Here is a 24,873-nt window from a genome sequence, read left to right as displayed (position 1 = left end):
GGGAATTTTGTTTACCAACCAGTATCATAACCGTTGTTATCTGAACGACGGATAGAAATACCATCAGCTGTTCCAAGGAAGTTATCTTCAGGAATAAATTCAACGTCGACATCTTTACCGTTGGCAGTAATCTTGTACTTACCTTGTCCTGGAACGACATAGTAACCGTCGGCATCAAGAGTTGCACGGTTGCCATCTTTATCAACGATGTATGGTTCTACCGTTTCGTCAATAACAGCACTAGAATTAAGCTCATACTTGTGTTCTCCACGTGCTGTAAAGGTTACAGTTGCAGTTTGCTTCGCCCCTTGAGGACCACTTGTTTCCTTGAATTCCCCTTTTGGTGGGTGCGTAATTTGAGTTCTGAAGTCTTCCACTTCCCCTGAGAAGGCCATACCAGTTGGGCTCTCAATCTCGGTAGCTTTCTTGGCAATACGAACACGAGCACCTAGTTCTTTAACGCTAGGGTCGATATAAGTCTTGCTATTTGCAAAGGTCAACTCAACAGTGCCATCTTGTGTGATTGTAGCGAGATTTGAGCGTTCATCCTCATCGAATTTACCATTTTGGTTAAAGTCTACCCAACCATAGATATGTGCTTCTGAGGCTCCATCCAAATGGGCTTGAACTGACAGCTTGTAGTTACCTGGGCGTGTACGATCCATCTTGATCATCTCATTGGTTGTACCTTTAAGCTCATCTGGAAGCAATTGGTTAATTCCTTCATCGGCCGTAGTTGCCTTATCATCACCGAACCAGTCAAGAACAGTATTCTCATCCATATCTGGGCTCACATTACCAATATATGGTTGGTTTACTTTAGCACCAGTTACACCATCTACAGTAGCAATGGTATGCATAGCTTTTCCGTATGACTCAGGAGCGTCCCCTTCATCAATTGGGAAGAATCCTAGCATTGCTGACTGTTTACCACCTGAAGCGACATAAAGTCCAACTTCAGAGGCACCACGCGTCATAACGATTGGAACAGTATAATTACCTTCAGAAATGTTTGGTCCAAAGATACCGGTTCCTAGACCACCTGTAACTTTGTCAGGATTTCCAAAATACTTCCAAGCTACTGGTTTCTTTTCTGGTCCAACTTCAGTAGATCTACGAAGTTGGTTTAAGTTGGTATTATTAAATTTAGGATTAGGTCCAAAAAGATTTTCAGTATCTTGTGGTGAATATGTTACAGAAGTACTTGGTCTGGTAAACTTTTTCCATTCTCCAATATGCTGCCAACCTTCTCCATTGGTAGTAAACATAACTAATTCACCTGGGTTAGCAGACTCCCCATCAGCCATAACAATAGCTGGCTTAACTGTCTTACCACGGAAGGTTGCAGAGATTTCAAACTGAACTCCAATATTTCCACCATTTAAAGCTGAACTTATTGTAGTCTTCTTGGTTTTCGTATCAATATTCTCAAATCTGATTTCAGTCCAATTATTTTGCGCATCAGCGACGATTTTGGCCTCTTCACCATTGTTAAAAGCTTGCTTAGCAGCATTTGAAGTGACTCCACTTACATAACCATTTTTTGCATTTGGATCATAGGTTGCTTTTTCTGCTTCTGTAGCCCCTTGATTTTCCATCCGTTTCTTATAAATTTCAGTCGCTTGGAATGGTTTCAAGGATTTGACTTTTACAGTAACTACATAACCAGGCATGATTTCCTTGGTATAGGTAGACCCAACTTGAAGAGCCAATTTTTCTTCTAAGTTCTCAGTTGGTTTAACTTCACTTTTAGGAACTAATACTGTAGTAGTTCCTGTCCAGTTAGCTACATCTCCAAAGTCCAACCATGAGATTTGGCTAGCCATAGATTTGGCATCAACATTTGTAGTAAAGCCTGGTTTTTCAACTTTTGGAGTTGAGGTTGCATCTTCTACATCATCACCAATCAAGCTTTCGTCATTAGGGTCACCGATTGCACGACGAGTACGACGTCGACCAGAAGTTTCTGCTGTTACAACAGGTTGCACTACAGCAGACGCTTCGGCACCACTTGAAAGAGCATTCGTTGTAGAAGCTTCTGCTTGAACGTCCACACCTTGTGCTTCAGATGCTGTTTCTGAAGCAGGTGTTTCAGATGATGCTGATGTAACAGAGGCTGTCGTTGAAACTCCCGTAGTATTGCCTACACTTGTAGAGCCAGCAACACTAGTGGTAGATGCTGCAGTAGTTGCTGACGTTGATGTAGCTGCTTGAGATGCAGTCTCACTAGAAGCTTGTGTTGTAGACGTTTCAGAAGTAGCTGCGCTAGCATTTGAAACGGTTTGAGACTGACTATTAGTCTCAGTACTAGATAAAATATTTGCGACTTCCGTCGAAGCTTGAGCAGCAACAGCATTCTGAGAAGATGTCTCATCACTCACTGTAGCAGTAGTGCTAGCTACATCTCCTGCTTGGACTTGGTTAGCTGTTTCATCGGCAGATACTTGACTAGCAGTACCAACCATAACCAGAGTTCCAAGAAGAACGGAGCAAACCCCTACATTCAGCTTACGAATCGAAAATCGACTTATACGATCATTAAATAAATCTTTACCCACTTTGGTAATCCTCCACACTTATACTATTAAGTATCTCACCCCTCAATGAGATTAAAAGTATTTAAAAATACTAATCGTTAAATATTTTAACAAAATTCCTAATATTTGTGAAAAGAAATGCTCTTATTTTCAATTTTTTTATAAGGTTCACTTAAAAATAATCATGTAAACAGTAGAATGATTATAGATATCACTATTTTTATAAACATTTCAATTAATAATTTTATAATTATTTACTTTTAGAATTGTCAGTAAAAAGAAACTTATGATTTCATTTTTTTCAAAAATCGATTTTCAGAATTAATAATTCATTAGAACTTTTAAATTAGTAAGTCATTATTGAAATAAAAATGGTTGGTTATCTACTCAGTCCTTCTAAAAAATATAGCTTATAACCATCTTAACTATAGTTTAGAAGCCTATTTAACTACATTTTTTATCCTGTTGTTTTCAAGAAAAGTTAAATTTCTTTGAAAAGATAATTTCCCTCTTCGCTAAATACTTTCTAAGTCATATGACACTTAGAACTAAATCTGTTGAAAATACAAACCAAATCAGCCATCTTGCTTTAAACCATTTGGAATAAATATGATCTTCTTTACTTGTTATTATTATCCAATTGATTTACCTACCTACGCAAAAAGCTCTATAATCTCTGCAATAGTTTAACCTACTAAATCGATTATAGAGCCAAAAAAAGAAGATCCTAAAGACCTTCTTTCAATTTAAGTTCTACTTAAATTATTTTACTGTGCGGATACGCATAGTGTTTGTACCACCTGTACCTACTGGAACACCAGCAACGATAACAATGTTATCACCAGATTCTACAAGACCTGATTCCAATGCAACTTTTTCAGCAACATCAAACATATCATCAGTTGAGCTTGGTTTTTCAGTAACTACTGGAATAACACCCCAGTTAAGCATCAATGATTTTTGAGTAATTTCATCGAATGTTACAGCCAAGATATCAGCTTCTGGACGGTATTTAGAAATCAAACGAGCAGTGTTACCTGATTCAGTAAGAGCAACAACAAGTTTGATATCCATTGAGTTAGTAGCATCTTTAACTGCAGACGCAACTACTTCAGTCTTAGTTGAACGGTCAAATGTTGATGAATCAAGACGACCATACTCTTTAAGAAGAGTTTGAGCGTTTTTATCAATTGTAGCCATTGTACGAACTGATTCAACTGGGTATTTACCATTTGCAGATTCACCAGAAAGCATTGTAGCATCTGTACCATCGATAACTGCGTTGAATACGTCAGATACTTCAGAACGAGTTGCACGTGGTTTTTCTGTCATTGTTTCAAGCATGTTAGTAGCTGTAACAACAACTTTACCAGCAGCGTTTACTTTTGTGATGATCATTTTTTGGTAAACTGGAACCATTTCGAATGGTACTTCGATACCCATGTCACCACGAGCAATCATAATACCGTCAGCAGCTTCGATGATTTCATCAATGTTATCGATACCTTGTTGGTTTTCGATTTTAGCCAACAATTGAACGTGACCATTACCAGTTTCTTCACAGATAGCACGAACTTCTTGTACATCTTTTGCAGTACGTACGAATGAGATAGCGATAAAGTTAAGACCTTGTTCAAGACCAAAACGGATATCAGCGTTATCACGTTCAGCAAGTGCTGGGAAAGGAATTTTAGTGTAAGGGATGTTTACACCTTTTTGTTTAGCGATGATACCATCATTTTCAACATCAACGATGAATTCACGTTTTTCAGCATCTTTGTCTACAACACGAAGACCAAGTTTACCATCATCGACAAGAACTTGTTTACCAACTTCTACATCGTCAAAAACGTCAAGTGCACCTGCAACGTTCAAAGCGATAACATCGCGAGTTGATTTGATACCTTGTTTAGTAGCAACACGAATTTGTTCACCAGTTTTGTATGCATACTCTTTAGCATCACCTTCGAACAATTCAGTACGGATTTCAGGTCCTTTTGTATCAAGAAGGAAACCTACTTTTTGACCAGCAAGGTCTTCTGCCATACGAACGACATCCATACGTTCACCTTGTTCAGCGTGGTCACCATGTGAGAAGTTGAAACGGAAAACGTTGGCACCTTCCTTGATCAATTGAGCAATGTTTTTAGCAGATGCTTCACGGTCAAGTTTTTCACCCCAGTAACCATCTTCACCAAATTTTTTGCCGCCACGGATTTCAACCGCAGGACCAAGTGTTGCAACGATTTTTACACGTTTATTCATGATAAATAAAACTCCCTTATATTTTTTGTCGCATTAGCGACGGTTTAACAATAATTTAAGTAACTGAGATTAGCTCAAGTTAGACAATGAACGGTTAAGGTCTGCAAAGTCAAGACGTGCTTTGTGAGGATTATTGACGATAATTTTACCGTCTTCAGTAAGACTGAACAAAGCTCCTTCTTCTGCTGTACCAAGGATTGGGCTTTCAACAAGCTCTTCATTGTGGATACCAACAGCTACACCACCAATACCTTGTTTAAGGAGGTCAACCGCGTGTGCACCCATCCATGAAGCAAGAACACGGTCACGCGCAGTTGGTGAACCACCACGAACCACGTGTCCAATGTTTGTTGCACGAAGATCTGAAGTATCTCCAGCTTCTTTCATTTTAGCAGCAAATTCTTCAGCACCCATGACACCTTCAGCAACTACGATTACGTGGTGAGTTTTAGCACCTGATTCGTAACCTTCTTTAACTTTACGTACAACTTCGTTAATATCATACTCTTCTTCAGGTACGATAATTTGGTCTGCACCAGAAGCAATACCAGCCCAAAGAGCGATATCACCAGCGTTACGTCCCATAACTTCAACGACAAAAGTACGTCCATGACTGAAAGCAGTGTCTTGAATCTTATCGATAGCTTCTGTTGCTGTTGCAACAGCAGTATCAAAACCAATTGTATAGTCTGTACCAACGATATCGTTATCGATAGTTCCTGGAAGACCAACAGCTGGGAAACCATGTTCAGTCAAACGCATAGCACCATGGTAAGAACCATCTCCACCAATAACTACTACACCTTCGATTCCATGTTTTTTAAGTTGCTCAATACCTTTAAGTTGACCCTCAAGTTGGGCAAACTCAGGATAGCGAGCAGACTGAAGGAAAGTTCCACCACGGCTGAGGATGTTGTCTACGCCTTTGGCATCAAGTTGGAAGATATCTCCTTCAACCATACCAGCGTATCCACGGTTAATGCCGAAGACCTCAATTCCTTCAGAAATTGCTTTGAGAACAACTGCACGAGCGGCAGCGTTCATACCAGGGGCATCTCCACCACTAGTTAAAACAGCAATACGTTTCATTATTCCTGATACTCCTTTTATATATTTAACATTTTAATTATAACACAAAGAATTCTAAATGGCTTTAAATTTGAAAATATTTATTGTTTTTTTTACCGTAAAACCGTTTTCAGCACATAAGGTGCTAATTCCCGATTAAGTTCCTCGTTCTTAGTTACTCTGTATCTTTGACTAACGATAGTTTCCTTACTTCCTTGATAACGGATAATGACAGGAATGTGTCCAGGATGCTTAGCTAATATTTGAGAAACTTCTATGTCTTTATCATGATTCTCAAGTAAAATCCAGAAACGCTCCGTGCTAGCTTCCTCCATGTTTGACAAGATTAACTGAATGCGTCCATCACGCTCTTGGGTCCGTCCATCAAGATAAAAGAGACCACCTTCACTTAATTTATCCTTATGATAGAAATAAGTTTCTGGAAATAGGGTAACATCAAGTTTATTGATCCCATCAGTGACGTTCAGAAAGGCCATCTGATCACCTTTTTTAGTTCTGATAATTCGAACGGATTCTATCTGAACCAAAACCGTTGCCTTAGTATTAACAGCCAAATCAGAAATGGCTTGATAGGGACGAGAGGCCATTTTTTGAGCCAAGTGTAAAGGATGGGGGCTAAGCCCAACTCCTAGTAACTCCTGTTCTAAATTATAACGATCCTTCTGGCTATAGTCTTCATAATCAACCCAAGAGTAAGATGACTCTGCAAACAAACTTCCTAACTCATTGACAAAAGTAAAGAGGTTGCTTAAATTACCAATGATTTTCTGACGATTTGGTTCAAAAATATCAAACAAACCAATCTGGATAAGAGGTGTCAGACTATCGACTTTCTGATATTTGCTAGGAATACGTGTCAAAAAGTCTTCTATAGAAATGTATTTACCATTTTGTTTGCGATCCTCAATAATCCAAAGGGCAAAATCTCTTGGCAAGCCTTTGATAGTCTTAAGACCTAATACAATCTTTCCATCTGAAATCTTGTCCAGATAGGGAATTCTATTAATATCAAGGCTGGCTAGAGAAAAGCCATTTTCAATTGCATCCTTAATGTAATCACTAGACGAATAGTTTAACATGACGTCATAGAAAATCTGAGGGTAATGCGTTTTGAAATAGGCTAATTGAAAGGCTAGTGCTGAATAAGCATAGGCATGACTTCTATTAAAGCCATAACCTGCAAACTTAGCCATCATACTAAAGAGTCGTTCAGCAATCTGTGGGTTACGTCCCAACCGACGACTTCCTTCCATGAACTCTTCGGACATCTTGGACATTTCATTGGCATCTTTTTTTGACATTGCCCGACGAAGCAAATCGGCTTTTCCGAGTGTAAAGCCTGCAAATACTTGGGCAATCTGCATAACCTGCTCCTGATAAAGCATGATACCATACGTAGGCTCAAGGATTGGTGCAACTACTGGATCAATCAAATCTACTTTTTCCTTACCATACTTACGAGCGATGAAATTATCTGTATAATCGCTAGCTCCAGGTCGGTTAAGAGAGGTTGTCGCTACCACTTCTTCGAACTTAGCGGGTTTAATCCGTTTAAGAAGGTTAATAGCACCCGCCTGCTCAAACTGAAATATTCCCTTAGTTTTACCCTTGGCAAAAAGAGCTAGGGTCTGAGGATCTTCCAAATCAATTGATTTGATATCTATAGCGACTCTCTGCTCTTCTTCAAGTTTCTCCTTCATTTTTTGAACAAAGGTCAAATTACGGAGGCCCAAGAAATCCATCTTAAGCAAGCCGTTGGCTTCGACCGCGGAGGCATCGTACTGAGTAACCATCATATCCTCACCAGCTTTTAGAGGAATATGGTTGGTCAGGTCATCGTCACTCATCACTATACCAGCAGCATGGATTGAGGTCTGTCTTGGTTGGCCTTCAATAGCCTTAGCAATCTCAAAAGCCCTCTGAAATTCTTGTCTTTGATTAATCAACTGTCTAAATGACATATTCTTCTCATAGACAGAGGTCAAGGTGTCACGAAAAGAAATCTTTTTACTAAGTTGTGACAGTTCAAATTCCTTGGCTCCGAAACGTTTAAAAACATCTCGGATAGCCTGTTTGGCACCAAAAGTTGAAAACGTAACAATCTGAGCAGAGTGCTTACTACCATAACGGTCCCTAACATAGTGAAGAAACTCGCTTCGATATATATCAGGCAAGTCGATATCTATATCAGGCATGCTATAACGTTCTTCATTTAGAAAACGCTCGAAAAGCAAGTCATTTTTAACGGGATCAATTCCAGTAATATCAAGGACATAAGCCACCAAGCTTCCTGCAGCAGACCCACGTCCCATTCCCATATAATAACCACGGCTACGCCCAAAGCGTAATAAGTCCCAGACAATCAAGAAATAATCATCAAAGCCCATCTGATGAATGATAGACAATTCTTTGTCTAAACGTTCCTGATAAACTGCTGCGCTTAACTTTTTAGTTTCTAATCCAGATTGGGCTAATTGACGTAATTGGTCAACTGCTGGCATATCACGATTAAAACGAGGAAGCTTCAAATCCGTATCAAATTGATAAGTAATGTCTGAAACAAGTTGCTCCAAATTGTTCAAAGCCTCTGGAATATCACTATATGCACTTTCCATTTCTTGAGGCGAGAAAAGAAGCTGATTCATAGGACAAATAGAGGCCTCTGACAAGGAAACGTTTTGTGAGATGGCGTGTAACATCTGAATCGTCGAGCGATCTACATTCTCAAAATAACGCACTGTATGTAAAGGAATTACAGGATAATCAAACTCTTTGCCAGCATCTTCTGGCTTTACCCCAATAAAAACCTCTGAACCAAGAGTCATCCCTGGCTCCCAGTCTTCACTCGGAAGGATGAGGGCAATAGCATTCAGATAGTCCGAAAAAGCTGTAAACTCGCGTTGCCCTGATGAGAGCTCTGTTGCCAACTTCATCAAATTTTTATAGCCCTGATTATTTTTTGCTAATAGACGAAAAGGAATTTTTCTTCCCTCGTAAAATAGATTAGCTTCCATACCAATCAAAGGACGTAAACCGTTGCTACTTGCAAACTGAGCAAAATGATAAGCAGCATAGAGATTGTCACGATCCATCAAACCAAGGGCTTGATAGCCAAGCTCTTTGGCACGCTTAATGTAGGTGGTCAAATCTACAACACTATCCATGAAACTATAGACAGATTTTGTATCCAATTGTGCAAACATGAAGGCCTCCTTTCTATCCTTCTATTATAGCATACGCTCCTTGTAAAAACGCCTCTACCATGTTAACTGTTTCAAACAAAAAGAATGAGATAGAACAACACCTTAAACATTGTCCTTATCCCATTCTTTTAAGTCCTCATTATTATTTTACAAACACATCATTGTTTCTTATTGCCAATATGATGGGCGTTGTTTTTCATAGGCAGCAATCAAATCTTCATATTGAAGAGTAATTCCAATATCGTCAAGCCCTTCAACCAATTTACGTTTCCACTCATGATCGATGTCAAATGGAAACTCTCCTGCTGAAGATTTAATCACTTGGTTTGGAAGGTCAATCGTAATTTCCTCACCTGCAGGAAGAGCAGCCAATTTTTGACGTACTTCCAAAGGTTGAACGATTGGCAACATACCATTCTTCAATTCATTGTTATAGTGAATATCTGAAAATGATCCAGCAATAACACAACGGAAACCGTAATCTTCCAATGCCCATGCAGCGTGTTCACGAGATGACCCCGAACCAAAGTTATCACCAGTAACCAAAATGGTCGCATCGCGATACTCAGGTTTATTGAAGACGAAATCAGGATTTTCATCGTAATCATCATTAAGGTAACGCCATTCAAACATCAAATTCTTACCGAAACCTTTTTTATCAACAGCTTTCAAGAATTGTTTGGGAATGAGTTGGTCCGTATCGATATTATCATTCATCAAAGGTACTGATTTCCCTGTATAGACGGTAAATTTTTCCATTATCTTCTCCCTTATGCTTGAACTTCTGGCATATCGCGGACATCTACAAATTTACCAGCGATTGCTGCAGCTGCTGCCATTGCTGGACTACAAAGGTGAGTACGAGCACCATATCCTTGACGTCCCTCGAAGTTACGGTTACTTGTAGATGCACAGTGCACACCTTCTGGAACATGGTCTGGGTTCATACCAAGACACATTGAACAACCTGGATCGCGCCATTCAAATCCTGCATCCATGAAAATTTTATCCAAACCAAGACGTTCAGCTTCTTTCTTAACTGGACGCGAACCTGGAACAACAATAGCTGTCAATGTCGGTGCGATATGTTTTCCTTTAACGAATTTAGCAGCTAACTCAAGGTCGCTAAGACGTGCGTTAGTACAAGAACCAATGAAGACATAGCCAAGATCGATATCTTTAGCATATTCACCAGGCTTAACGTCCATATACTCGTAGGCACGTTCATCATTAAAGTCCTTGATTTCTGGGAATGGTTGATCAAACTCAACACCCATTTCAGGGTTAGTTCCCCATGTAACCATAGGTGCCAATTCTGAAACATCAATAGTAATCACTTTATCATATTCAGCATCTGGATCTGAAACCAAAGTTTTCCAGTCGGCTACTGCTTCTTCGAATTTCTCACCCTTAGGTGCGCATGGACGCCCCTCAACATAATCATAAGTTTTTTGGTCTGGATTCATAAGACCCATCTTAGCACCAAATTCAATAGACATGTTACAGATGGTCATGCGTTCATCCATTGAAAGAGCATCGATAGCTTCACCACAATATTCAACTGCGTATCCTACACCAGCATCAACGCCATAGCGTGCAATGAGTGCAAGAATAAAGTCTTTTGAATAAACACCTGGCTGTGGTTTACCAACAAATTCAACCTTCATTTTCTTCGGTTTCACTTGCCACAAACATTGTGTCGCAAAGACATGTTCTACCTCAGATGTACCAATACCAAAGGCAATAGCACCAAAGGCACCATGAGTAGCCGTATGACTATCTCCACAAACGACAAATTTTCCTGGTTGACTACGACCTGTTTCAGGACCAACCATGTGGACAATCCCCTGACGAGCAGTACCGTGGGTAGCCGCATCAATACCAAATTCCTCAACGTTTTTCGCCAAAGTATCAATTTGGTTTTTAGAAATAAGGTCACGAATGTTAAAAATATCAACCGTAGGGACGTTGTGGTCTGTCGTACCAAAAGTTAAATCTGGGCGACGAACTTTACGTCCAGCATCACGAAGTCCTTGAAAGGCCTGTGGACTTGTAACCTCGTGAATATAATGCTGATCCACATACATTAATTGTGGTTCGCCCTCGTTTCCAGTAACGACGTGGCGTTCCCAAAGTTTATCAAAAATTGATTTTCCGCTCATAAAATACTCCAATTATAATCTAAGGATTAGCTAATCCGAAAGTCTTGTTAGAATAAGGTATAAAAGAAAGACATCTATAATAATTCCTATAAGCCAGCAAAGCTTAAAGTACCATTTGTTAATTTTATGTCTAAAAAGTCTCCCACCTAGAAAGGCACCAATACCACCAAAGATCAGTGTCTGTAATAATAATGCCTTCTCAGAAATCCGTCTCTTATGTTGAATAGCCTTATGTTTATCAAGTCCATAAACGGATAAGACGACTAGATTCCATACCAACAAAACACTTAGTAACACTAATTTCAGTGTCATGATTTTAGAGATTGCCAATAATAGCTGCTGTCATTTCAGCAGTCGAAGCCTGACCACCCAAATCACGTGTCAAGATGCCTTGATTCAAGGTCTTATCAACAGCATTTTCAATCAATTCTGCCCCTTCAGTTTCATTGAAACTTTCACGTAACATCATAGCTAATGACAAAATCATTGAAATTGGGTTGGCGATACCTTGACCAGCGATGTCTGGTGCCGAACCGTGGATTGGTTCATAAAGACTTGGACCATTTTCAGAGTGACTGGCAGATGGCATAACACCTAAAGTTCCTGGAAGGACACTTGATTCATCAGACAAGATATCACCAAAAAGGTTTTCTGTCACAACCACATCAAAACGAGCTGGGTTGGTAATCATAATCATTGCGGCACTATCAACGAGCTGATGTTCAAGGGTTACATCTGGAAACTCCAAAGAAACTTCATCAGCAACCTTACGCCACAATTTAGAAGTTGCCAAAACATTTTGTTTATCAATGCTAGTGACCTTTTTGCCACGACCTTGAGCAATCTTGAAAGCACGTCGCATGATACGACGAATCTCATCTGCTGAATAATCATTGATATCGCGAGCTTTATCTTCTTCCAAAATGTGCTCACCAAAGTAAATACCACCTGTGAGCTCACGAACAACGACGAAGTCTACGCCCTCAATACGCTCAGGTTTAAGAGGTGACAAGTGTTTCAAAGCATCAAAGATGCGGACAGGACGGATATTAGCAAAGAGATTCAACTCCTTACGAATGGCCAAAAGTCCTTGTTCAGGACGAACTGGCGCATTGTCATATTTAGGTCCACCAATTGCAGCCAAGAGGATAGCATCTGCTGATTTAGCAGCATCCAAAGTTGACTTAGGAAGTGGATGACCCTCGGCATCAATGCCAGCACCACCAAATGGTTTAGCATCGATGTCGTAATCAAATCCAATTTTTGAAGCTACTTTTTCAAGAACTTCAAGCCCTGCTGCCATAATCTCAGGTCCAATTCCATCACCTGAAAGTGTTACAATTTTCTTTGTCATGTTTAACTCCTCTTCGGCTTATGGAAGGTCACGATAAGAAACCTTACGTGCCATCTCACCAGCATTTTCTTTTTGAACCAATGTATTAGCATTGATATAGGCAATTGCTGATGCTTTCAAGACATCAAAGTCCAAACCAGATGCATTGAAAATAGTATCTGTATCTACATTTTCTACAGTTACAAGTACACGCGCTTGCGCATCAATACCATCAGTTACTGCGTCAATATTATAAGAAGTCAAGCGAACTGTTTGGTTGAAGAATTTGTCAATAGCATTGAAGATAGCTTCAACTGACCCTTGGCCATTTGCCAAAAATTCAACAGATTCACCATCTTCATTAGCCAAGCTTACTGTAGCAGTGATTGTTTCATCAGCATTAGTAGTCAAACGAAGATCTTCGAAGTGGAAACCTTCTGGATTATCTACACTTGTACCAGCAACAAGTGCACGAATATCTGCATCAGTAATATCATGTTTTTTCCCAGCCAAGACTTTAAATTTGGCAAAGAGTGGTTTGATATCTTCTTCCACAAAGTCAAGCTCAAGTTCTTTCAATTTTTCAACAAAGGCATGACGTCCTGACAATTTACCAAGAGGAAGACTGTTACTCTTCACACCTACCAATTCTGGTGTGAAAATTTCATAAGTTTGTGGGTTCTTAAGAACACCATCTTGGTGGATACCTGATTCATGAGAGAAGGCATTTCCACCAACAACAGCTTTATTTTTAGGAACAGGAATTCCAGAGAAGCGAGAAACAAGCTCTGAAGTATTCATTGTTTCATTAAGAACAATATCACTTGTTGCTTGGAAAAAGTCTTCACGAATTTTCAAGGCAACAGCTACTTCTTCAAGAGCAACATTACCCGCACGTTCACCGATACCATTAACAGTTCCCTGTACACGTCCAGCACCGTGTTTAATTGCTGTCAAAGTATTTGCAGTTGCCATACCGAGGTCATCGTGACAGTGAACACCAAAAACAACTTTATGCTCTGATTTAATATTTTCAGTCAAATGATCAAAAATACGTGCAAACTCTTCTGGAGTCGTAAATCCTACTGTATCTGGAATATTAATATATGATGCACCAGCATCAACCGCTGTTTGAACAACTTCAGTCAAGAAATCAAGCTCAGTACGAGTAGCATCCTCTGGTGAAAACTCAACAACTTCAAATTTTGAACGTGCATATGATACATGCTCTTTTACAGCTTCAAGAATTTCTTCTTTTGATTTCTTCAATTTAAACTCACGGTGAATCGGACTTGTTGCGATAAAGACATGAATTTGTGGATACTTGGCATCTTTCAAAGCCTCATAACAAGCATCAATATCAGATTTTACTGAACGAGCCAAACCAGTAACAGAAGTTGTTGTCATAGCTTCCGCAATTTGTTTTACTGCCTCAAATGAATCTGGGCTAGCTGCAGGAAAACCTGCTTCGATTACAGAAATCCCCCATTTTTCAAGTTGCTTAGCAATGGCAACTTTTTCTTTGATTGAAAAGTTAACACCTGGTGTTTGTTCCCCATCACGAAGACTTGTATCAAAAAATTCAACTTTACGCATAGACATTCCTCTTTCTAAAAGTAAAAACGATAGTAGTAAAAAAACATCTCACTCGGAAACCCAAGCGAGATGTTTTTACCTCCCGCTTGGTAAGCCAAACAGGACTAATGCTTTTGCACTAGCCCTCATTACGCAATAGCAAAACAGTTGTAGTTGCGAATGTCATTTGACTCATTTCCTTTCGATGTATCTTGGTTAATATGATACATCTTTCCAACTTGAAAGTCAAGGAAAAATTACTGAATTGACTGACTTTTCTGACCACTTTTTACATTTCTTTTTCAAGAAAAGAAAAAAGCTGACCGAAGTCAACTTTTTATTTGTTAATGATAACTACCTATCTCAGCTTATTTTCCGAGGTAGTATTCGCTAACAACGTTCAATTTTTCGTCAAATTCGAATACCAATGGTGGGAAGTTTGGAATTTCAACATCCATGATTTCGTCATCTGACAATTGTTTGATGTGTTTTACAAGGGCACGGATTGAGTTACCGTGTGCACCTACGAATACGTTTTTACCATCTTTAAGAGCTGGAGCGATTTTATCTTCCCAGAATGGAAGGGCACGTTCCAAAGTAACTTTCAAGTTTTCAGCATCTGGAATTACTGAGTCATCAAGTAAAGCGTAACGACGGTCAGTGTGTGCTGAGTGCTCATCATCACGATCCATTGCTGGAGGCAATACATCGTATGAACGACGCCAGATGTGAACTTGCTCATCACCAAATTGCTCAGCAGCTTCTGCTTTGTTTTTACCGGTCAAACCACCGTAGTGACGTTCGTTCAAGCGCCATGATTTTTCAACTGGAACCCAAAGTTGGTCAGATGCTTCAAGAGCCAAGTTAGTTGTTTTGATCGCACGTTTCAATACTGAAGTGTATGCTTGGTCAAATTCGATACCAGCTTCTTTAATCAATTTACCAGCGTCGATAGCTTGTTGAGTACCTTTTTCAGAAAGATCTACGTCAGCCCAACCTGTGAAAAGGTTAGCTTTGTTCCATTCAGACTCACCGTGGCGAGCGAAAACCAATTTTACCATTAGTTATGTCTCCTTTTTATTTTGGGTTAAACCCATTTACTGTATCTATTCTACCCAAAAAACCTTGAAAAAGCTAGCAAAATCCAAAAAATTCTGTAAAATTCTATTGCTTCTTGTTTTGGCAAAAAGAGACGATATCAGAATTTCGTTTTAGAGGCTTTAGCCCGTCCAATATTTCCTTGTTTTAGGCCCCTTTTCATGCTAAAATGAGATGAAATAGTAACATTTTACTTTGTGATCTTTAAGGAGGATCTTATGGTTTCTACTGCTACAAAAGTTGGTCAGTTTACGTTTGATAACTGTCTTATGAATGCCGCTGGTGTTCATTGTATGACTAAGGAAGAATTGGCAGAGGTTGAGGCTTCAGCTGCAGGTTCATTTGTCACAAAAACAGGAACACTTGAGGCCCGTCCCGGTAATCCTGAACCACGTTATGTGAATGTACCTCTTGGGTCAATCAACTCAATGGGATTGCCAAATAACGGTTTCGAATACTACCTTGACTATGTCATTGAATTACAAAAGCAACCCAATACAAAAAATCATTTTCTTTCTCTCGTTGGTCTTTCACCTGAGGAAACACACACCATTCTTAAAAAAGTTCAAGAAAGTGACTATGAAGGGCTGGTTGAACTCAACCTTTCATGTCCTAACGTTCCGGGTAAACCTCAAATCGCTTACGATTTTGAAACAACAACAGAGATCCTAACTGAAGTCTTTTCTTACTTTACGAAACCTCTTGGTGTGAAATTACCACCATACTTTGATATTGTGCACTTTGACCAAGCTGCTGCCGTTTTCAACCAATTCCCACTTGTCTTTGTTAACTGTGTGAACTCAATTGGTAATGGCCTTTACATTGAAGATGAGTCTGTTGTCATCAAACCTAAGAATGGTTTTGGTGGTATAGGTGGTGACTACATCAAACCTACTGCCTTGGCAAACGTTCATGCTTTCTACCAACGTTTGAAACCTGAAATCCAAATTATTGGTACTGGTGGTGTAAAATCTGGTCGTGATGCTTTTGAACACATCCTTTGTGGCGCAAGTATGGTACAAGTTGGTACTGCCCTTCAAAAAGAAGGTGTCGCTATTTTTGACCGTATTACTAAAGAACTTAAAGAAATCATGGAAGAAAAAGGTTACGAAACTCTTGAAGACTTCCGAGGAAAACTTCACTACATCGACTAGTCTATAAAAAAAGTTTGGAAGATTTTCCAAACTTTTTTGTTATTTGATGAGGATTCTCTTATTAGACAAGACCATCATCATCGCGTTCATCCCAGTCTTCAAAAGGGTCCTTGCCCTCTTTTTCAGCTTGAAAACGTTTCTGACGCGCTTCTTCAATTTGTTCTTCACTTGGCTTCATCAGTTTGCTAATAGCAACAATACCTGATAGTTTAATAACAGTAAAAACCAAAAGAAAAATCAATACCACTGTTATGGTTTTCATAGATTTCCTTAACTTATTTCGTATAAATCAAAACCCCTAAAATCTTAGGGGTTTTTACATTATTTAACTGCGTCTTTAAGAGCTTTACCAGCTTTAAATGCAGGAACTTTAGAAGCTGCGATTGAGATAGCTTCACCAGTTTGTGGGTTACGACCTTGACGAGCAGCACGTTCGCGTACTTCAAAGTTACCGAAACCAATCAATTGTACTTTTTCACCTGCAGCAAGAAATTCTTCGATAGAAGCGAAAACTGCATCTACAGCTGCTGCTGAATCTTTTTTAGTAAGCTCAGTTGCTTCTGCAACTTTAGCGATCAAATCTTGTTTGTTAGCCATTGTAACAATCCTCCAATTTATTTCTAAGCGAATAGTTTTTTTAGCGCTTGAACAAGTATTATCTTATCCTAAAAGACTTATGAGGTCAAGTAATAAACGCTAATTTAATCGCTTTTTTGCAAAAAGTAAAGGCTTTTTAATTTATTGTCTTATATATGTCAAATTCGATACGGTCATTAACCAAATCTAGGCTTTGAGCACGTGCTGTTATCCCCTTCTCATTCTTCATAGACTGAATATTTAGGGTAACCTTTCCCTTCTTACTATCGATTGCGATGTAATCAGGAAGGTTAGTCGAACGTTTAATCATCTTAAGGGCATCCGAAACAGGCAGTTTCAAGGTTCCAGCTGAAAGCTCAGAAACATGCAGTACAATTGCTCCTGATTCACTAACAACCGGCGTAAAATAGACATATAGAGGAACAGGATGACCTAAAACCTTATAGCTACTTTCAAAAACGATTTTAGAATTGGTAACCTTGACCTTGAAACGCATCTTATCAGTCGAATAATCCTGGGCAAAGCCTGTAAGAGCAGCGTCAAGCTCATCCTTAGTCATACTATATTTTCCAATTTTAGTTGCTCCCTTGGGTAGGGATACAGAACTTGTCGTCTCCACTGGAGTCATGATTCTATATGTCACAACACTTACTAGGGCTAGATCTAAGGCCAAGAGTCCTAAAAATAGCCACTTCCATATCTTACTCACCTGACCACTCCTTCTTTGTTTGGTTAATACGTTTCAAAATGGCATCTGACATAATTTGATAACCTGTATTATTTGGATGAAAATGATCATCCTCAAAAAGAGCATCGTTCAGGCTATCTTGAGAAGATTTACTAGACTGAGAGGTATCATCAGAACTTGTAACACCGCCCTTACCATCAATTCCCTTATAAAGCAAATCATTTACAGGAACAAAATACACATTATCGTACTCTTTGCACACCTCTTCAGTAGACTGGTTCCAATTATCTACAATAGTTTGCATTTCTGTCATCTCTGGAAAATTAAGATAAAAAGGATTGTAAATACCAACAATATAAATTGGTAATGTTTTATTTTCCTTGCGAGCTAGCTCAATAATCTGTCTTAATCTCTTTTGATAGGCCTGAGCAGGCTTAGTGAAGGTAGCTACATTAAGATTCGTGATATTGTCCTTAATGACATGGATCACATCATTACCACCAACTGTCAGAGTCATCACTTTAGCCTTTTTGAGATCTCTTTGAATATCCTTCTTTTCTTGCATTCTTTTGAGAATTTGATTACTTGTATTCCCCGCAATACCGTAGTTACGAGAAGTTACTTGCCAGTCAAAATCTGACTCTAATGCCTGTGATAGCACAGGAACGAATCCTCCTTGATTACTACTATCACCTACCCCTTGAGTAAGGGAATCACCAATAGCAACATAGGTCACATTTTCATTTTTAATAGATTTAATCTTTTCTGCAATTTTTGATGACTGATGCGTACTAGGAACGATAAAAATGAAGAGGCCGACAAATAAGAGAAAAAGCAAGAAGAAGCCTACAAGGCTTCTAACTAATTCTGATTCTTTCCACTTATTCATAACGAACCATTACGGCAAAGGCGCCTTCACCAGTGTGCGTTTGAATGATGGAACCAGTCTCAAGGATTGAAATTGGAGCACCCAAACCCTCAAGTTTTTCAGCCAGTTCATGTGCTAAATCAGGTGTCCCTGCATAAGAAATACCAATCTCTGCCACTTTTAGGTCCTTATCCTTGATACCATTAATATAAGAATCTAACCATTTCGTGAAAGTCTTAGCTCCTCGCCCCTTAGCAACCGTATTCAACTGATAGTCTTTCAACTCCATGATGACACGGATATTGAGTAATGAAGACAGAAGACCTGTTACACGTCCAATACGACCACCTTTAACCAGATTCTCAAGGGTAGAAACACCAATATGAAGTTCTGATTTATTTTTCACTTCTTCAACATGGGCTACAATCTCATCAAGACTAGCTCCTGCTTCGGCTAATTTAGCTGCCTCAACAACTTGAAACTTGAGGCATTGATCCGTAAAGCCTGAATCGATGACAGTTACATCTGCTCCTGAAAGACTAGCTCCTTGACGTGAGGCTTCACATGTCCCAGAGAGCGTGTGCATAATGTGGATTGCCACAATTTGTTCTGCACCTTCTTTGACAAGATTTTCATATGTCTCAGCAAACAAACCTACAGGTGGTTGGCTTGTCTTTGGTAACTCTTTACTATGCTTCATCATTTCCAAGAAACGGCCTTCTTCTCGAAGGTCACTATCTGAATAGATGACACCATCCACCATTACCGACAATGGGACAACAGTGATATTATATTTTTTAACCAATTCTGGTTCAATCGTGATTGACGAATCGGTTACAATTCTGATTTTACTCATAATTTTCTCGCTTAACACAAATTTTTATTCTATTATAGCATGACTGGAAAGTTTTTCCCAAGTCTTTTCCTAAAGAGAGTCATCCACCTTTAACAAAGCTCTTGCTTGGCTCAAGGCAGCCTCCGTCACGTTATCACCTGCTAACATCTTAGCGATTTCTTGCACCCTTTCCTCAGGTGTCAAAAGACGAACACGAGAGACAGTTGTCTCGTTATCACTTTCCTTAGAAATAAAGAACTGATAATCAGCAATAGCAATAACTTGAGGAAGGTGACTGATGGCCAAGACCTGACCATGACTCCCAATCTTATGAATCTTCTGAGCGATGGCTTGGGCAACACGTCCTGAAACGCCAGTATCAACCTCATCAAAGACGATACTTGTTTTATCTTCTTTGCGGGCAAAGGCTGACTTAATCGCTAACATGAGTCGTGATAATTCACCACCTGAAGCTACCTTAACAAGCGGTTTAAAGCCTTCACCTGGATTGGTTGAGATGTAAAACTCAACCTGCTCATTGCCATCACGATTAAATTTCCCCTTAGTAAAGGTAACTTTAAAATCAGCCTTATCCATATAGAGGTCGCATAACTCGTTCTTAATCTCAGCTTCAAGAGCCGTAGCAATTTGATGGCGTGCTGTTTGTAGGGTCTCCGCAGACGCAAGCAAGTCCTTTTCAAGTTGCTTAAGCTCTTGTTCCATAGCATCTGACGAGCTAGAGTTTCCTGTCAGAAGATTGTATTCTTTACTTGAATTTTCCAGATAATCCAAGACGTCATCGACAGTCCCACCATATTTACGAGTAATGGCATTAATGGTATCTAAGCGGTGTTCAATCTCTTGTAAACGCCCAGCATCAAAGTCCAGATTATCCAAAAAATCACCTAGTTGCTTAGTGACATCTTCCAGAACATAATAGGCTTCTGATAGATTTCCAGAGAGTTCTTTGTAATCAGAGTCATACTCTTCAAGAGACTGGAGGTCATTCATGGCAGAACGAACATTTGAAAGGCTTGAAAAATCTTCATTATCCAGCATGACATAGGCATTTGTTAAGGTATCAGCAATTTGCTTATGATTAAGAAGCTTGTCTCGCTCCTGCATCAAAGCCAAATCTTCTCCTGATTTTAGAGAGACTGCTTCAATTTCTGAAATCTGAAAAGCTAGCATTTCAATTCGAGCCTTATGCTCCTGCTCATTTTTCTGCTTTTCAAGAACAGCTTTTCTTAACTCACGATAGCGGTCAAAATACTTCTGGTACTCTTTCTTAGTCTGGAAAAATTCCTTGTCACCAAAGGCATCAAGCATGGTAATATGGAGAGCAGGTTTCATAAGCTCTTCCTGGTCATGTTGTCCATGGATATCTACCAAGAAGTGCCCAACAGCCTTAAGCGTCGTTAAATTGACCATCTGCCCATTGATGCGACTAACACTTCTACCATTTTGGAAGATTTCACGACGGATAATCAATTCATCCTCAACAGGAATCCCATTATCTTCCAAGATACTAACCAAGGCAGGATTTTGTTCGATTGAAAAGAAGCCCTGAATTTCAGCCTTAGATGCTGAATGACGGACAACCTCACTAGAAGCCCTAGCACCCAACATAAGATTCATAGCATCTATAATAATGGACTTACCAGCACCTGTTTCACCAGTAAGGACGGTCATACCATTCTCAAAGTTTAGAGAAATCTCTTCAATAATTGCGAAATTCTTTATCGTAATTTCGAGAAGCATAGGCCCTCCTATTCTTCAACCCACTTAATGATTTGCCCCTGTAGTTCAATAGCTGCTAACTCTGACTGAGCCACTAAAAAGAGGGTATCATCATCAGCAATAACACTAAAAATCAAATGCTTGTACTCATCTAAAAGAATCTTCTTGATGAGGCGGCTTGTCCCAGGTTGAACAACGATATTCATAAAGGCATGTTGACGATCAACGCGCAACAAGCGACGAGTCGCAACAGAGGTTCCACCTACTCGTCTAGGAGCAGTTGAGAGCCCATAGATGTAAGAACCGTCTTCAGTTGGTACTTTGGTAATACCAATTTCATTGATATCACGCGATACAGTCGCTTGAGTAGCCTTTAATCCCTCATTTTGGAGTAATTTTACCAATTCTCCTTGAGTCGTAATTTTATTTTCTTGGACAATCTTTCGGATTAACTCCAAACGATCATTCTTCTTCATTCTTTTTAAACTCCTTGTGTGCTTGTGCTACAACTTCCTTAATAGAGGTTTGAGCATCATTTTGAGGAGAATTTGTCTTCTCCAAGTGTGCGAGAAACTCAATGTTACCATGACCACCTTGAATAGGTGAAAAGTCCAGCCCCTTAACTGAAAAGCCATAGTCAACCGCAAAAGCAGTCACTGTTTCTAACACTTTTTCATGGACACTGCTCTCACGGACAATCCCATTTTTCCCAATTTGTTCACGGCCCGCCTCAAATTGTGGTTTCACAAGAGCAACAACTTGCCCCCCATCAACCAATATCTTAGCCAAAGCCGGTAGAATCAGATTAAGAGAGATGAAGCTGACATCAATCGATGCAAAAGACGGTAGTCCTTCTGTGAAATCGACAGGTTCAGCATAACGAAAATTATATTGCTCCATGGAACGAACACGCTCATCTTGACGCAATTTCCAAACCAACTGATTGGTACCGACATCAACAGCATAAACCAGTTTTGCCCCATTTTGAAGCATAACATCAGTAAACCCACCTGTTGAGGCTCCGATATCAATGGTCGTCATACCTTCAACTGACAGATTGAAAACTACCAAAGCTTTTTCAAGTTTGAGTCCTCCACGACTCACATACTTAAGTTTTTCACCTTTAAGCTTCAACTCTGTACCGTCGTCGATTTTTTCACCAGGTTTATCGTAACGCTCACCATTGATAACATTAACAACTAAACCTGCCATTACGCCACGTTTTGCTTGTTCTCGTGTTTCAAAAAGGCCTTGTTTATAAGCCAAGACGTCTACTCTTTCCTTAGGCATGGAGTCGTAACCTTTCTATGATTTCTATAATACTGTCTTTCTTGAAACCTTGAGTCTCAGCTAGATTTTGGAAAATAGCCTCAGCTTTACTAAGTGATTCTTCGAGGATAGCATGTGATTTTTCCAGACCAAGAAGAGCTGGATAGGTTGATTTTCCCGCTACTACATCTTTTCCAGGTGTCTTTCCAAGTTCTTCGAAATCAGCAGTCACATCCAAAATATCATCACGGACTTGAAAGGCAAGACCAATCAGGCGACCAGCTTCTTTCAGATTTTCCAAAACCTCTAGATTTTTTTGAGCAACAATACCAGCCGCCACAAAAGGAAAGGTTAAAAGCATACCTGTCTTATGCTCATGAATTTTAGCTAGTTGCGATAAATCTAGTTCCTGACCTTCCCCCTTCATATCCAACATCTGGCCACCAACCATACCGAAGGTGCCTGAGGAATGAGACAATGCTTGAATCAATTGAACTCGAATTTCTGCTGAAAGTTCTGTTTGAGCCAAGAGGTCAAAGGGATCCAAAAAGAGAGAATCGCCAGCCAAGATCGCCGTTGCTTCATCAAATTTCTTATGGTTGGTTAAACGTCCTCGACGGTAATCATCATCATCCATAGCCGGCAGATCATCGTGAATCAGACTTCCAGTATGAATCATTTCAAGACTCGCTGCAACATCGAAATGACTAGGAGTTAGCTCTAAACCAAATCCTTCAAGTAAATCTAAGAAAATCAGTGGACGAATACGCTTACCGCCACTATCAACTGAATAAAGAATAGCAGTAATTAAATCACTTGATACAGGAAGATTCTTTTTTTGGTAGTAATCACGGATAGCCGCATCAATTTTATTTAGTTTGCTCATTAGGCATCCATTTCCGTTTCTGTACCATCTGCTTGCATAACCTTAACTAGTGTTTTTTCAGCACCTTCCAAGGTCTTCTGCAAATCCTTAGACAAGGCCATACCTTTTTGGAACTCAGCAATAGCATCCTCAAGAGCAACATCACCTGTTTCGAGCTTAGTGACAATGGCTTCTAAGTCCTGTAAATTTTCCTCAAATGTTTTTTTAGTTGACATTTTTCACCTCTACTTCTAGTTCTCCATCTCTCATTTGGACGGTTAATTGATCACCTTCGGTAATATTCTTGGTACTGGTTAAAGGTTTATCATCTTTTTTGACAATGGCATAGCCCCTTGCAACAATACGGCTAGTATCTAGAGACAATAAAGCATCCTGTGCCTTTTCTAATCTCACACGGTTACCATTAATGGTGTTCTTGGTTGTGGTCACCAATAAACGTTGCAAAGACTCTCGACGGTCTTGATAGTTCTGAACACTGGTCAGAAGATTTAAGCCTTGTAACCGTTGTTTCAAAAGTTCCGCTTTTTTTTGCTTTCGCTCGAAATCTTGACTCACGAAGGTTTCAAGCCTTGTTGCTAGTCGATCCAACTTCTGTAAATAACCATCATATAGGCGCTCAGGTTGCCTAAAGACAACAGATTGTGACAGTTTAGCTAAACGTTCTTGATTGTACTGTATACGTCTCAAACAGGCTTGATAAGCTCTATTTTGTCTTTCACGAATCCAAACCAAGGTATCGGCCTTTGATACCGGAGTAGCAAGTTCTGCCGCTGCTGTAGGTGTGGCAGCCCTTCGATCTGCAACAAAGTCAGCCAAAGTCGTATCTGTTTCGTGACCAACACTCGAAATTACAGGTAGACGACTCTCAAAAATGGACTGAACAACAATTTCCTCGTTAAAAGCCCAGAGGTCCTCAATAGAACCTCCACCACGACCAACGATAAGTAAATCTAAGTCATCCCTTTGATTGGCTTTTTGGATATTTTCAGCAATTTCCTGCGCAGCTCCTTCACCTTGAACCTTGGTAGGGAAAAGTAAGATTTCTACCCCTGGAAAACGACGACTAACGGTCGTAATAATATCTCGAATAACCGCACCACTAGGACTTGTGACAACCCCGATTTTTTTGACAAAATTAGGCAGCGCTTGCTTATGACAATCATCAAAGTAGCCTTCTGCAGTCAATTTTTTACGAAGCTGTTCAAACTGGATAGCCAAAGCTCCAATACCATCCGGCTCAGCCTTCTCGATAATAATGGAATAAGAGCCACTAGGCTCATAAATCTGGACACGACCTACGACATTGATCTTCATACCTTCTTCGAGTTCAAAACCAAGTTTTTTGAAAACTCCAGCCCAAATCGTCGCCTGAATAACAGCTCCTTCATCCTTAAGCGAAAAATATTGATGACTCGGGCGGCGACGAAAATTGGAAACCTGTCCCGTCAAATATACCCTCTCTAAATAAGGATCACGGTCAAATTTCATTTTCAAATATTTGGTTAAGGATGTGACCGATAAATAGTCTGACACGACAACTCTCCTTTATTTAACCTATCCTCGAAAACCTGAAG

22 protein-coding genes are annotated in these 24,873 nt (G+C 39.7%); 1 reads left to right on the top strand and 21 read right to left on the bottom strand.

Annotated features, from left to right (window positions below):
* Window positions 1-11: 11 nt before the first annotated feature.
* The 10 genes from ACWPVZ_RS04395 to ACWPVZ_RS04350 all read right to left on the bottom strand — a co-directional run bounded on the left by ACWPVZ_RS04395 (window position 12) and on the right by ACWPVZ_RS04350 (window position 15,225).
* A complete protein-coding gene (locus ACWPVZ_RS04395; RefSeq protein ID WP_454381100.1) occupies window positions 12-2,558 on the bottom strand; it encodes a CshA/CshB family fibrillar adhesin-related protein in 2,547 nt (848 codons plus the stop codon).
* Between the two features lie 741 nt (window positions 2,559-3,299).
* Window positions 3,300-4,802 carry a pyruvate kinase gene (gene pyk / locus ACWPVZ_RS04390; protein WP_002890793.1) on the bottom strand — a complete coding sequence of 501 codons (1,503 nt, stop codon included), beginning with the start codon at window positions 4,800-4,802 and terminating at the stop codon, window positions 3,300-3,302.
* Between the two features lie 69 nt (window positions 4,803-4,871).
* Window positions 4,872-5,891, bottom strand: a complete 1,020-nt coding sequence (gene pfkA, locus ACWPVZ_RS04385; protein WP_013990713.1) for a 6-phosphofructokinase — start codon at window positions 5,889-5,891, stop codon at window positions 4,872-4,874.
* Between the two features lie 92 nt (window positions 5,892-5,983).
* Entirely contained in the window at window positions 5,984-9,094 is a 3,111-nt protein-coding gene (locus tag ACWPVZ_RS04380) for a DNA polymerase III subunit alpha (protein ID WP_454381097.1), read from the bottom strand.
* A gap of 168 nt (window positions 9,095-9,262) precedes the next feature.
* Complete coding sequence (gene leuD, locus ACWPVZ_RS04375; RefSeq protein WP_002890790.1) at window positions 9,263-9,853, bottom strand: 3-isopropylmalate dehydratase small subunit; 591 nt, start codon at window positions 9,851-9,853, stop codon at window positions 9,263-9,265.
* Window positions 9,854-9,864: 11 nt separating this feature from the next.
* Window positions 9,865-11,256, bottom strand: a complete 1,392-nt coding sequence (gene leuC / locus ACWPVZ_RS04370; RefSeq protein ID WP_048674602.1) for a 3-isopropylmalate dehydratase large subunit — start codon at window positions 11,254-11,256, stop codon at window positions 9,865-9,867.
* A 30-nt stretch (window positions 11,257-11,286) separates the two neighbouring features.
* Window positions 11,287-11,568, bottom strand: coding sequence for a DUF1294 domain-containing protein (locus tag ACWPVZ_RS04365; RefSeq protein WP_073950880.1), 282 nt, complete (start codon window positions 11,566-11,568; stop codon window positions 11,287-11,289).
* A 4-nt stretch (window positions 11,569-11,572) separates the two neighbouring features.
* A complete protein-coding gene (gene leuB / locus ACWPVZ_RS04360; RefSeq protein ID WP_454381094.1) occupies window positions 11,573-12,610 on the bottom strand; it encodes a 3-isopropylmalate dehydrogenase in 1,038 nt (345 codons plus the stop codon).
* Between the two features lie 18 nt (window positions 12,611-12,628).
* On the bottom strand, window positions 12,629-14,185 hold the full coding sequence (locus ACWPVZ_RS04355; RefSeq protein WP_037597709.1) for a 2-isopropylmalate synthase: 1,557 nt from the start codon (window positions 14,183-14,185) through the stop codon (window positions 12,629-12,631).
* A 347-nt stretch (window positions 14,186-14,532) separates the two neighbouring features.
* Complete coding sequence (locus ACWPVZ_RS04350; protein WP_454381091.1) at window positions 14,533-15,225, bottom strand: phosphoglycerate mutase; 693 nt, start codon at window positions 15,223-15,225, stop codon at window positions 14,533-14,535.
* A gap of 255 nt (window positions 15,226-15,480) precedes the next feature.
* Here ACWPVZ_RS04350 and ACWPVZ_RS04345 point away from each other — a divergent pair, with 255 nt between their 5' ends.
* On the top strand, window positions 15,481-16,416 hold the full coding sequence (locus tag ACWPVZ_RS04345) for a dihydroorotate oxidase (protein WP_060971492.1): 936 nt from the start codon (window positions 15,481-15,483) through the stop codon (window positions 16,414-16,416).
* A 61-nt stretch (window positions 16,417-16,477) separates the two neighbouring features.
* Here the strand turns inward: ACWPVZ_RS04345 and ACWPVZ_RS04340 are convergent, their stop codons facing one another.
* From ACWPVZ_RS04340 to xseA, 11 genes are all read right to left on the bottom strand, one after another.
* On the bottom strand, window positions 16,478-16,678 hold the full coding sequence (locus ACWPVZ_RS04340) for a hypothetical protein (protein ID WP_454381089.1): 201 nt from the start codon (window positions 16,676-16,678) through the stop codon (window positions 16,478-16,480).
* 59 nt (window positions 16,679-16,737) lie between these two features.
* Entirely contained in the window at window positions 16,738-17,013 is a 276-nt protein-coding gene (locus ACWPVZ_RS04335; protein ID WP_002884048.1) for an HU family DNA-binding protein, read from the bottom strand.
* A gap of 136 nt (window positions 17,014-17,149) precedes the next feature.
* Complete coding sequence (locus tag ACWPVZ_RS04330) at window positions 17,150-17,722, bottom strand: YpmS family protein (protein WP_454381087.1); 573 nt, start codon at window positions 17,720-17,722, stop codon at window positions 17,150-17,152.
* The gene (locus tag ACWPVZ_RS04325; RefSeq protein ID WP_149561287.1) at window positions 17,715-18,590 is read right to left on the bottom strand and encodes an SGNH/GDSL hydrolase family protein; all 876 of its coding nucleotides are present in this window, start codon (window positions 18,588-18,590) and stop codon (window positions 17,715-17,717) included. Before ACWPVZ_RS04325 ends, ACWPVZ_RS04330 begins: the two co-directional genes overlap by 8 nt.
* A complete protein-coding gene (locus tag ACWPVZ_RS04320; protein WP_156246651.1) occupies window positions 18,583-19,425 on the bottom strand; it encodes a DegV family protein in 843 nt (280 codons plus the stop codon). The genes ACWPVZ_RS04325 and ACWPVZ_RS04320 overlap by 8 nt, the downstream gene beginning before the upstream one ends.
* A gap of 69 nt (window positions 19,426-19,494) precedes the next feature.
* The gene (gene recN, locus ACWPVZ_RS04315; protein WP_454381085.1) at window positions 19,495-21,165 is read right to left on the bottom strand and encodes a DNA repair protein RecN; all 1,671 of its coding nucleotides are present in this window, start codon (window positions 21,163-21,165) and stop codon (window positions 19,495-19,497) included.
* Window positions 21,166-21,173: 8 nt separating this feature from the next.
* Window positions 21,174-21,620, bottom strand: a complete 447-nt coding sequence (locus ACWPVZ_RS04310) for an arginine repressor (protein WP_002890762.1) — start codon at window positions 21,618-21,620, stop codon at window positions 21,174-21,176.
* Complete coding sequence (locus ACWPVZ_RS04305; protein WP_155198180.1) at window positions 21,607-22,434, bottom strand: TlyA family RNA methyltransferase; 828 nt, start codon at window positions 22,432-22,434, stop codon at window positions 21,607-21,609. Before ACWPVZ_RS04305 ends, ACWPVZ_RS04310 begins: the two co-directional genes overlap by 14 nt.
* Window positions 22,427-23,299 carry a polyprenyl synthetase family protein gene (locus ACWPVZ_RS04300; RefSeq protein WP_070476336.1) on the bottom strand — a complete coding sequence of 291 codons (873 nt, stop codon included), beginning with the start codon at window positions 23,297-23,299 and terminating at the stop codon, window positions 22,427-22,429. Before ACWPVZ_RS04300 ends, ACWPVZ_RS04305 begins: the two co-directional genes overlap by 8 nt.
* A complete protein-coding gene (locus tag ACWPVZ_RS04295; RefSeq protein ID WP_454381082.1) occupies window positions 23,299-23,514 on the bottom strand; it encodes an exodeoxyribonuclease VII small subunit in 216 nt (71 codons plus the stop codon). The genes ACWPVZ_RS04300 and ACWPVZ_RS04295 overlap by 1 nt, the downstream gene beginning before the upstream one ends.
* Window positions 23,504-24,832 (bottom strand): exodeoxyribonuclease VII large subunit, encoded by a 1,329-nt coding sequence (gene xseA, locus ACWPVZ_RS04290; RefSeq protein ID WP_454381080.1) that lies wholly within the window; start codon window positions 24,830-24,832, stop codon window positions 23,504-23,506. The genes ACWPVZ_RS04295 and xseA overlap by 11 nt, the downstream gene beginning before the upstream one ends.
* Between the last annotated feature and the right edge of the window lie 41 nt (window positions 24,833-24,873).

This window comes from Streptococcus sp. Marseille-Q6379, assembly GCF_965119505.1.
Note: the sequence above shows the minus strand (reverse complement) of the source record. Positions and strands in the feature narration are given on the sequence as shown.

Excerpts from the sequence above, each read along its gene's own strand:
- ACWPVZ_RS04320 (WP_156246651.1), bottom strand. The coding sequence starts at position 19,425 with ATGAGTAAAATCAGAATTGTAACCGATTCGTCAATCACGATTGAACCA.
- pyk (WP_002890793.1), bottom strand. The coding sequence starts at position 4,802 with ATGAATAAACGTGTAAAAATCGTTGCAACACTTGGTCCTGCGGTTGAA.
- ACWPVZ_RS04345 (WP_060971492.1), top strand. The coding sequence starts at position 15,481 with ATGGTTTCTACTGCTACAAAAGTTGGTCAGTTTACGTTTGATAACTGT.
- leuC (WP_048674602.1), bottom strand. The coding sequence starts at position 11,256 with ATGAGCGGAAAATCAATTTTTGATAAACTTTGGGAACGCCACGTCGTT.
- ACWPVZ_RS04355 (WP_037597709.1), bottom strand. The coding sequence starts at position 14,185 with ATGCGTAAAGTTGAATTTTTTGATACAAGTCTTCGTGATGGGGAACAA.
- ACWPVZ_RS04365 (WP_073950880.1), bottom strand. The coding sequence starts at position 11,568 with ATGACACTGAAATTAGTGTTACTAAGTGTTTTGTTGGTATGGAATCTA.
- ACWPVZ_RS04310 (WP_002890762.1), bottom strand. The coding sequence starts at position 21,620 with ATGAAGAAGAATGATCGTTTGGAGTTAATCCGAAAGATTGTCCAAGAA.
- ACWPVZ_RS04300 (WP_070476336.1), bottom strand. The coding sequence starts at position 23,299 with ATGAGCAAACTAAATAAAATTGATGCGGCTATCCGTGATTACTACCAA.
- recN (WP_454381085.1), bottom strand. The coding sequence starts at position 21,165 with ATGCTTCTCGAAATTACGATAAAGAATTTCGCAATTATTGAAGAGATT.
- ACWPVZ_RS04340 (WP_454381089.1), bottom strand. The coding sequence starts at position 16,678 with ATGAAAACCATAACAGTGGTATTGATTTTTCTTTTGGTTTTTACTGTT.
- ACWPVZ_RS04305 (WP_155198180.1), bottom strand. The coding sequence starts at position 22,434 with ATGCCTAAGGAAAGAGTAGACGTCTTGGCTTATAAACAAGGCCTTTTT.
- leuD (WP_002890790.1), bottom strand. The coding sequence starts at position 9,853 with ATGGAAAAATTTACCGTCTATACAGGGAAATCAGTACCTTTGATGAAT.
- ACWPVZ_RS04325 (WP_149561287.1), bottom strand. The coding sequence starts at position 18,590 with ATGAATAAGTGGAAAGAATCAGAATTAGTTAGAAGCCTTGTAGGCTTC.
- ACWPVZ_RS04295 (WP_454381082.1), bottom strand. The coding sequence starts at position 23,514 with ATGTCAACTAAAAAAACATTTGAGGAAAATTTACAGGACTTAGAAGCC.
- ACWPVZ_RS04350 (WP_454381091.1), bottom strand. The coding sequence starts at position 15,225 with ATGGTAAAATTGGTTTTCGCTCGCCACGGTGAGTCTGAATGGAACAAA.
- leuB (WP_454381094.1), bottom strand. The coding sequence starts at position 12,610 with ATGACAAAGAAAATTGTAACACTTTCAGGTGATGGAATTGGACCTGAG.
- pfkA (WP_013990713.1), bottom strand. The coding sequence starts at position 5,891 with ATGAAACGTATTGCTGTTTTAACTAGTGGTGGAGATGCCCCTGGTATG.
- ACWPVZ_RS04380 (WP_454381097.1), bottom strand. The coding sequence starts at position 9,094 with ATGTTTGCACAATTGGATACAAAATCTGTCTATAGTTTCATGGATAGT.
- ACWPVZ_RS04335 (WP_002884048.1), bottom strand. The coding sequence starts at position 17,013 with ATGGCTAACAAACAAGATTTGATCGCTAAAGTTGCAGAAGCAACTGAG.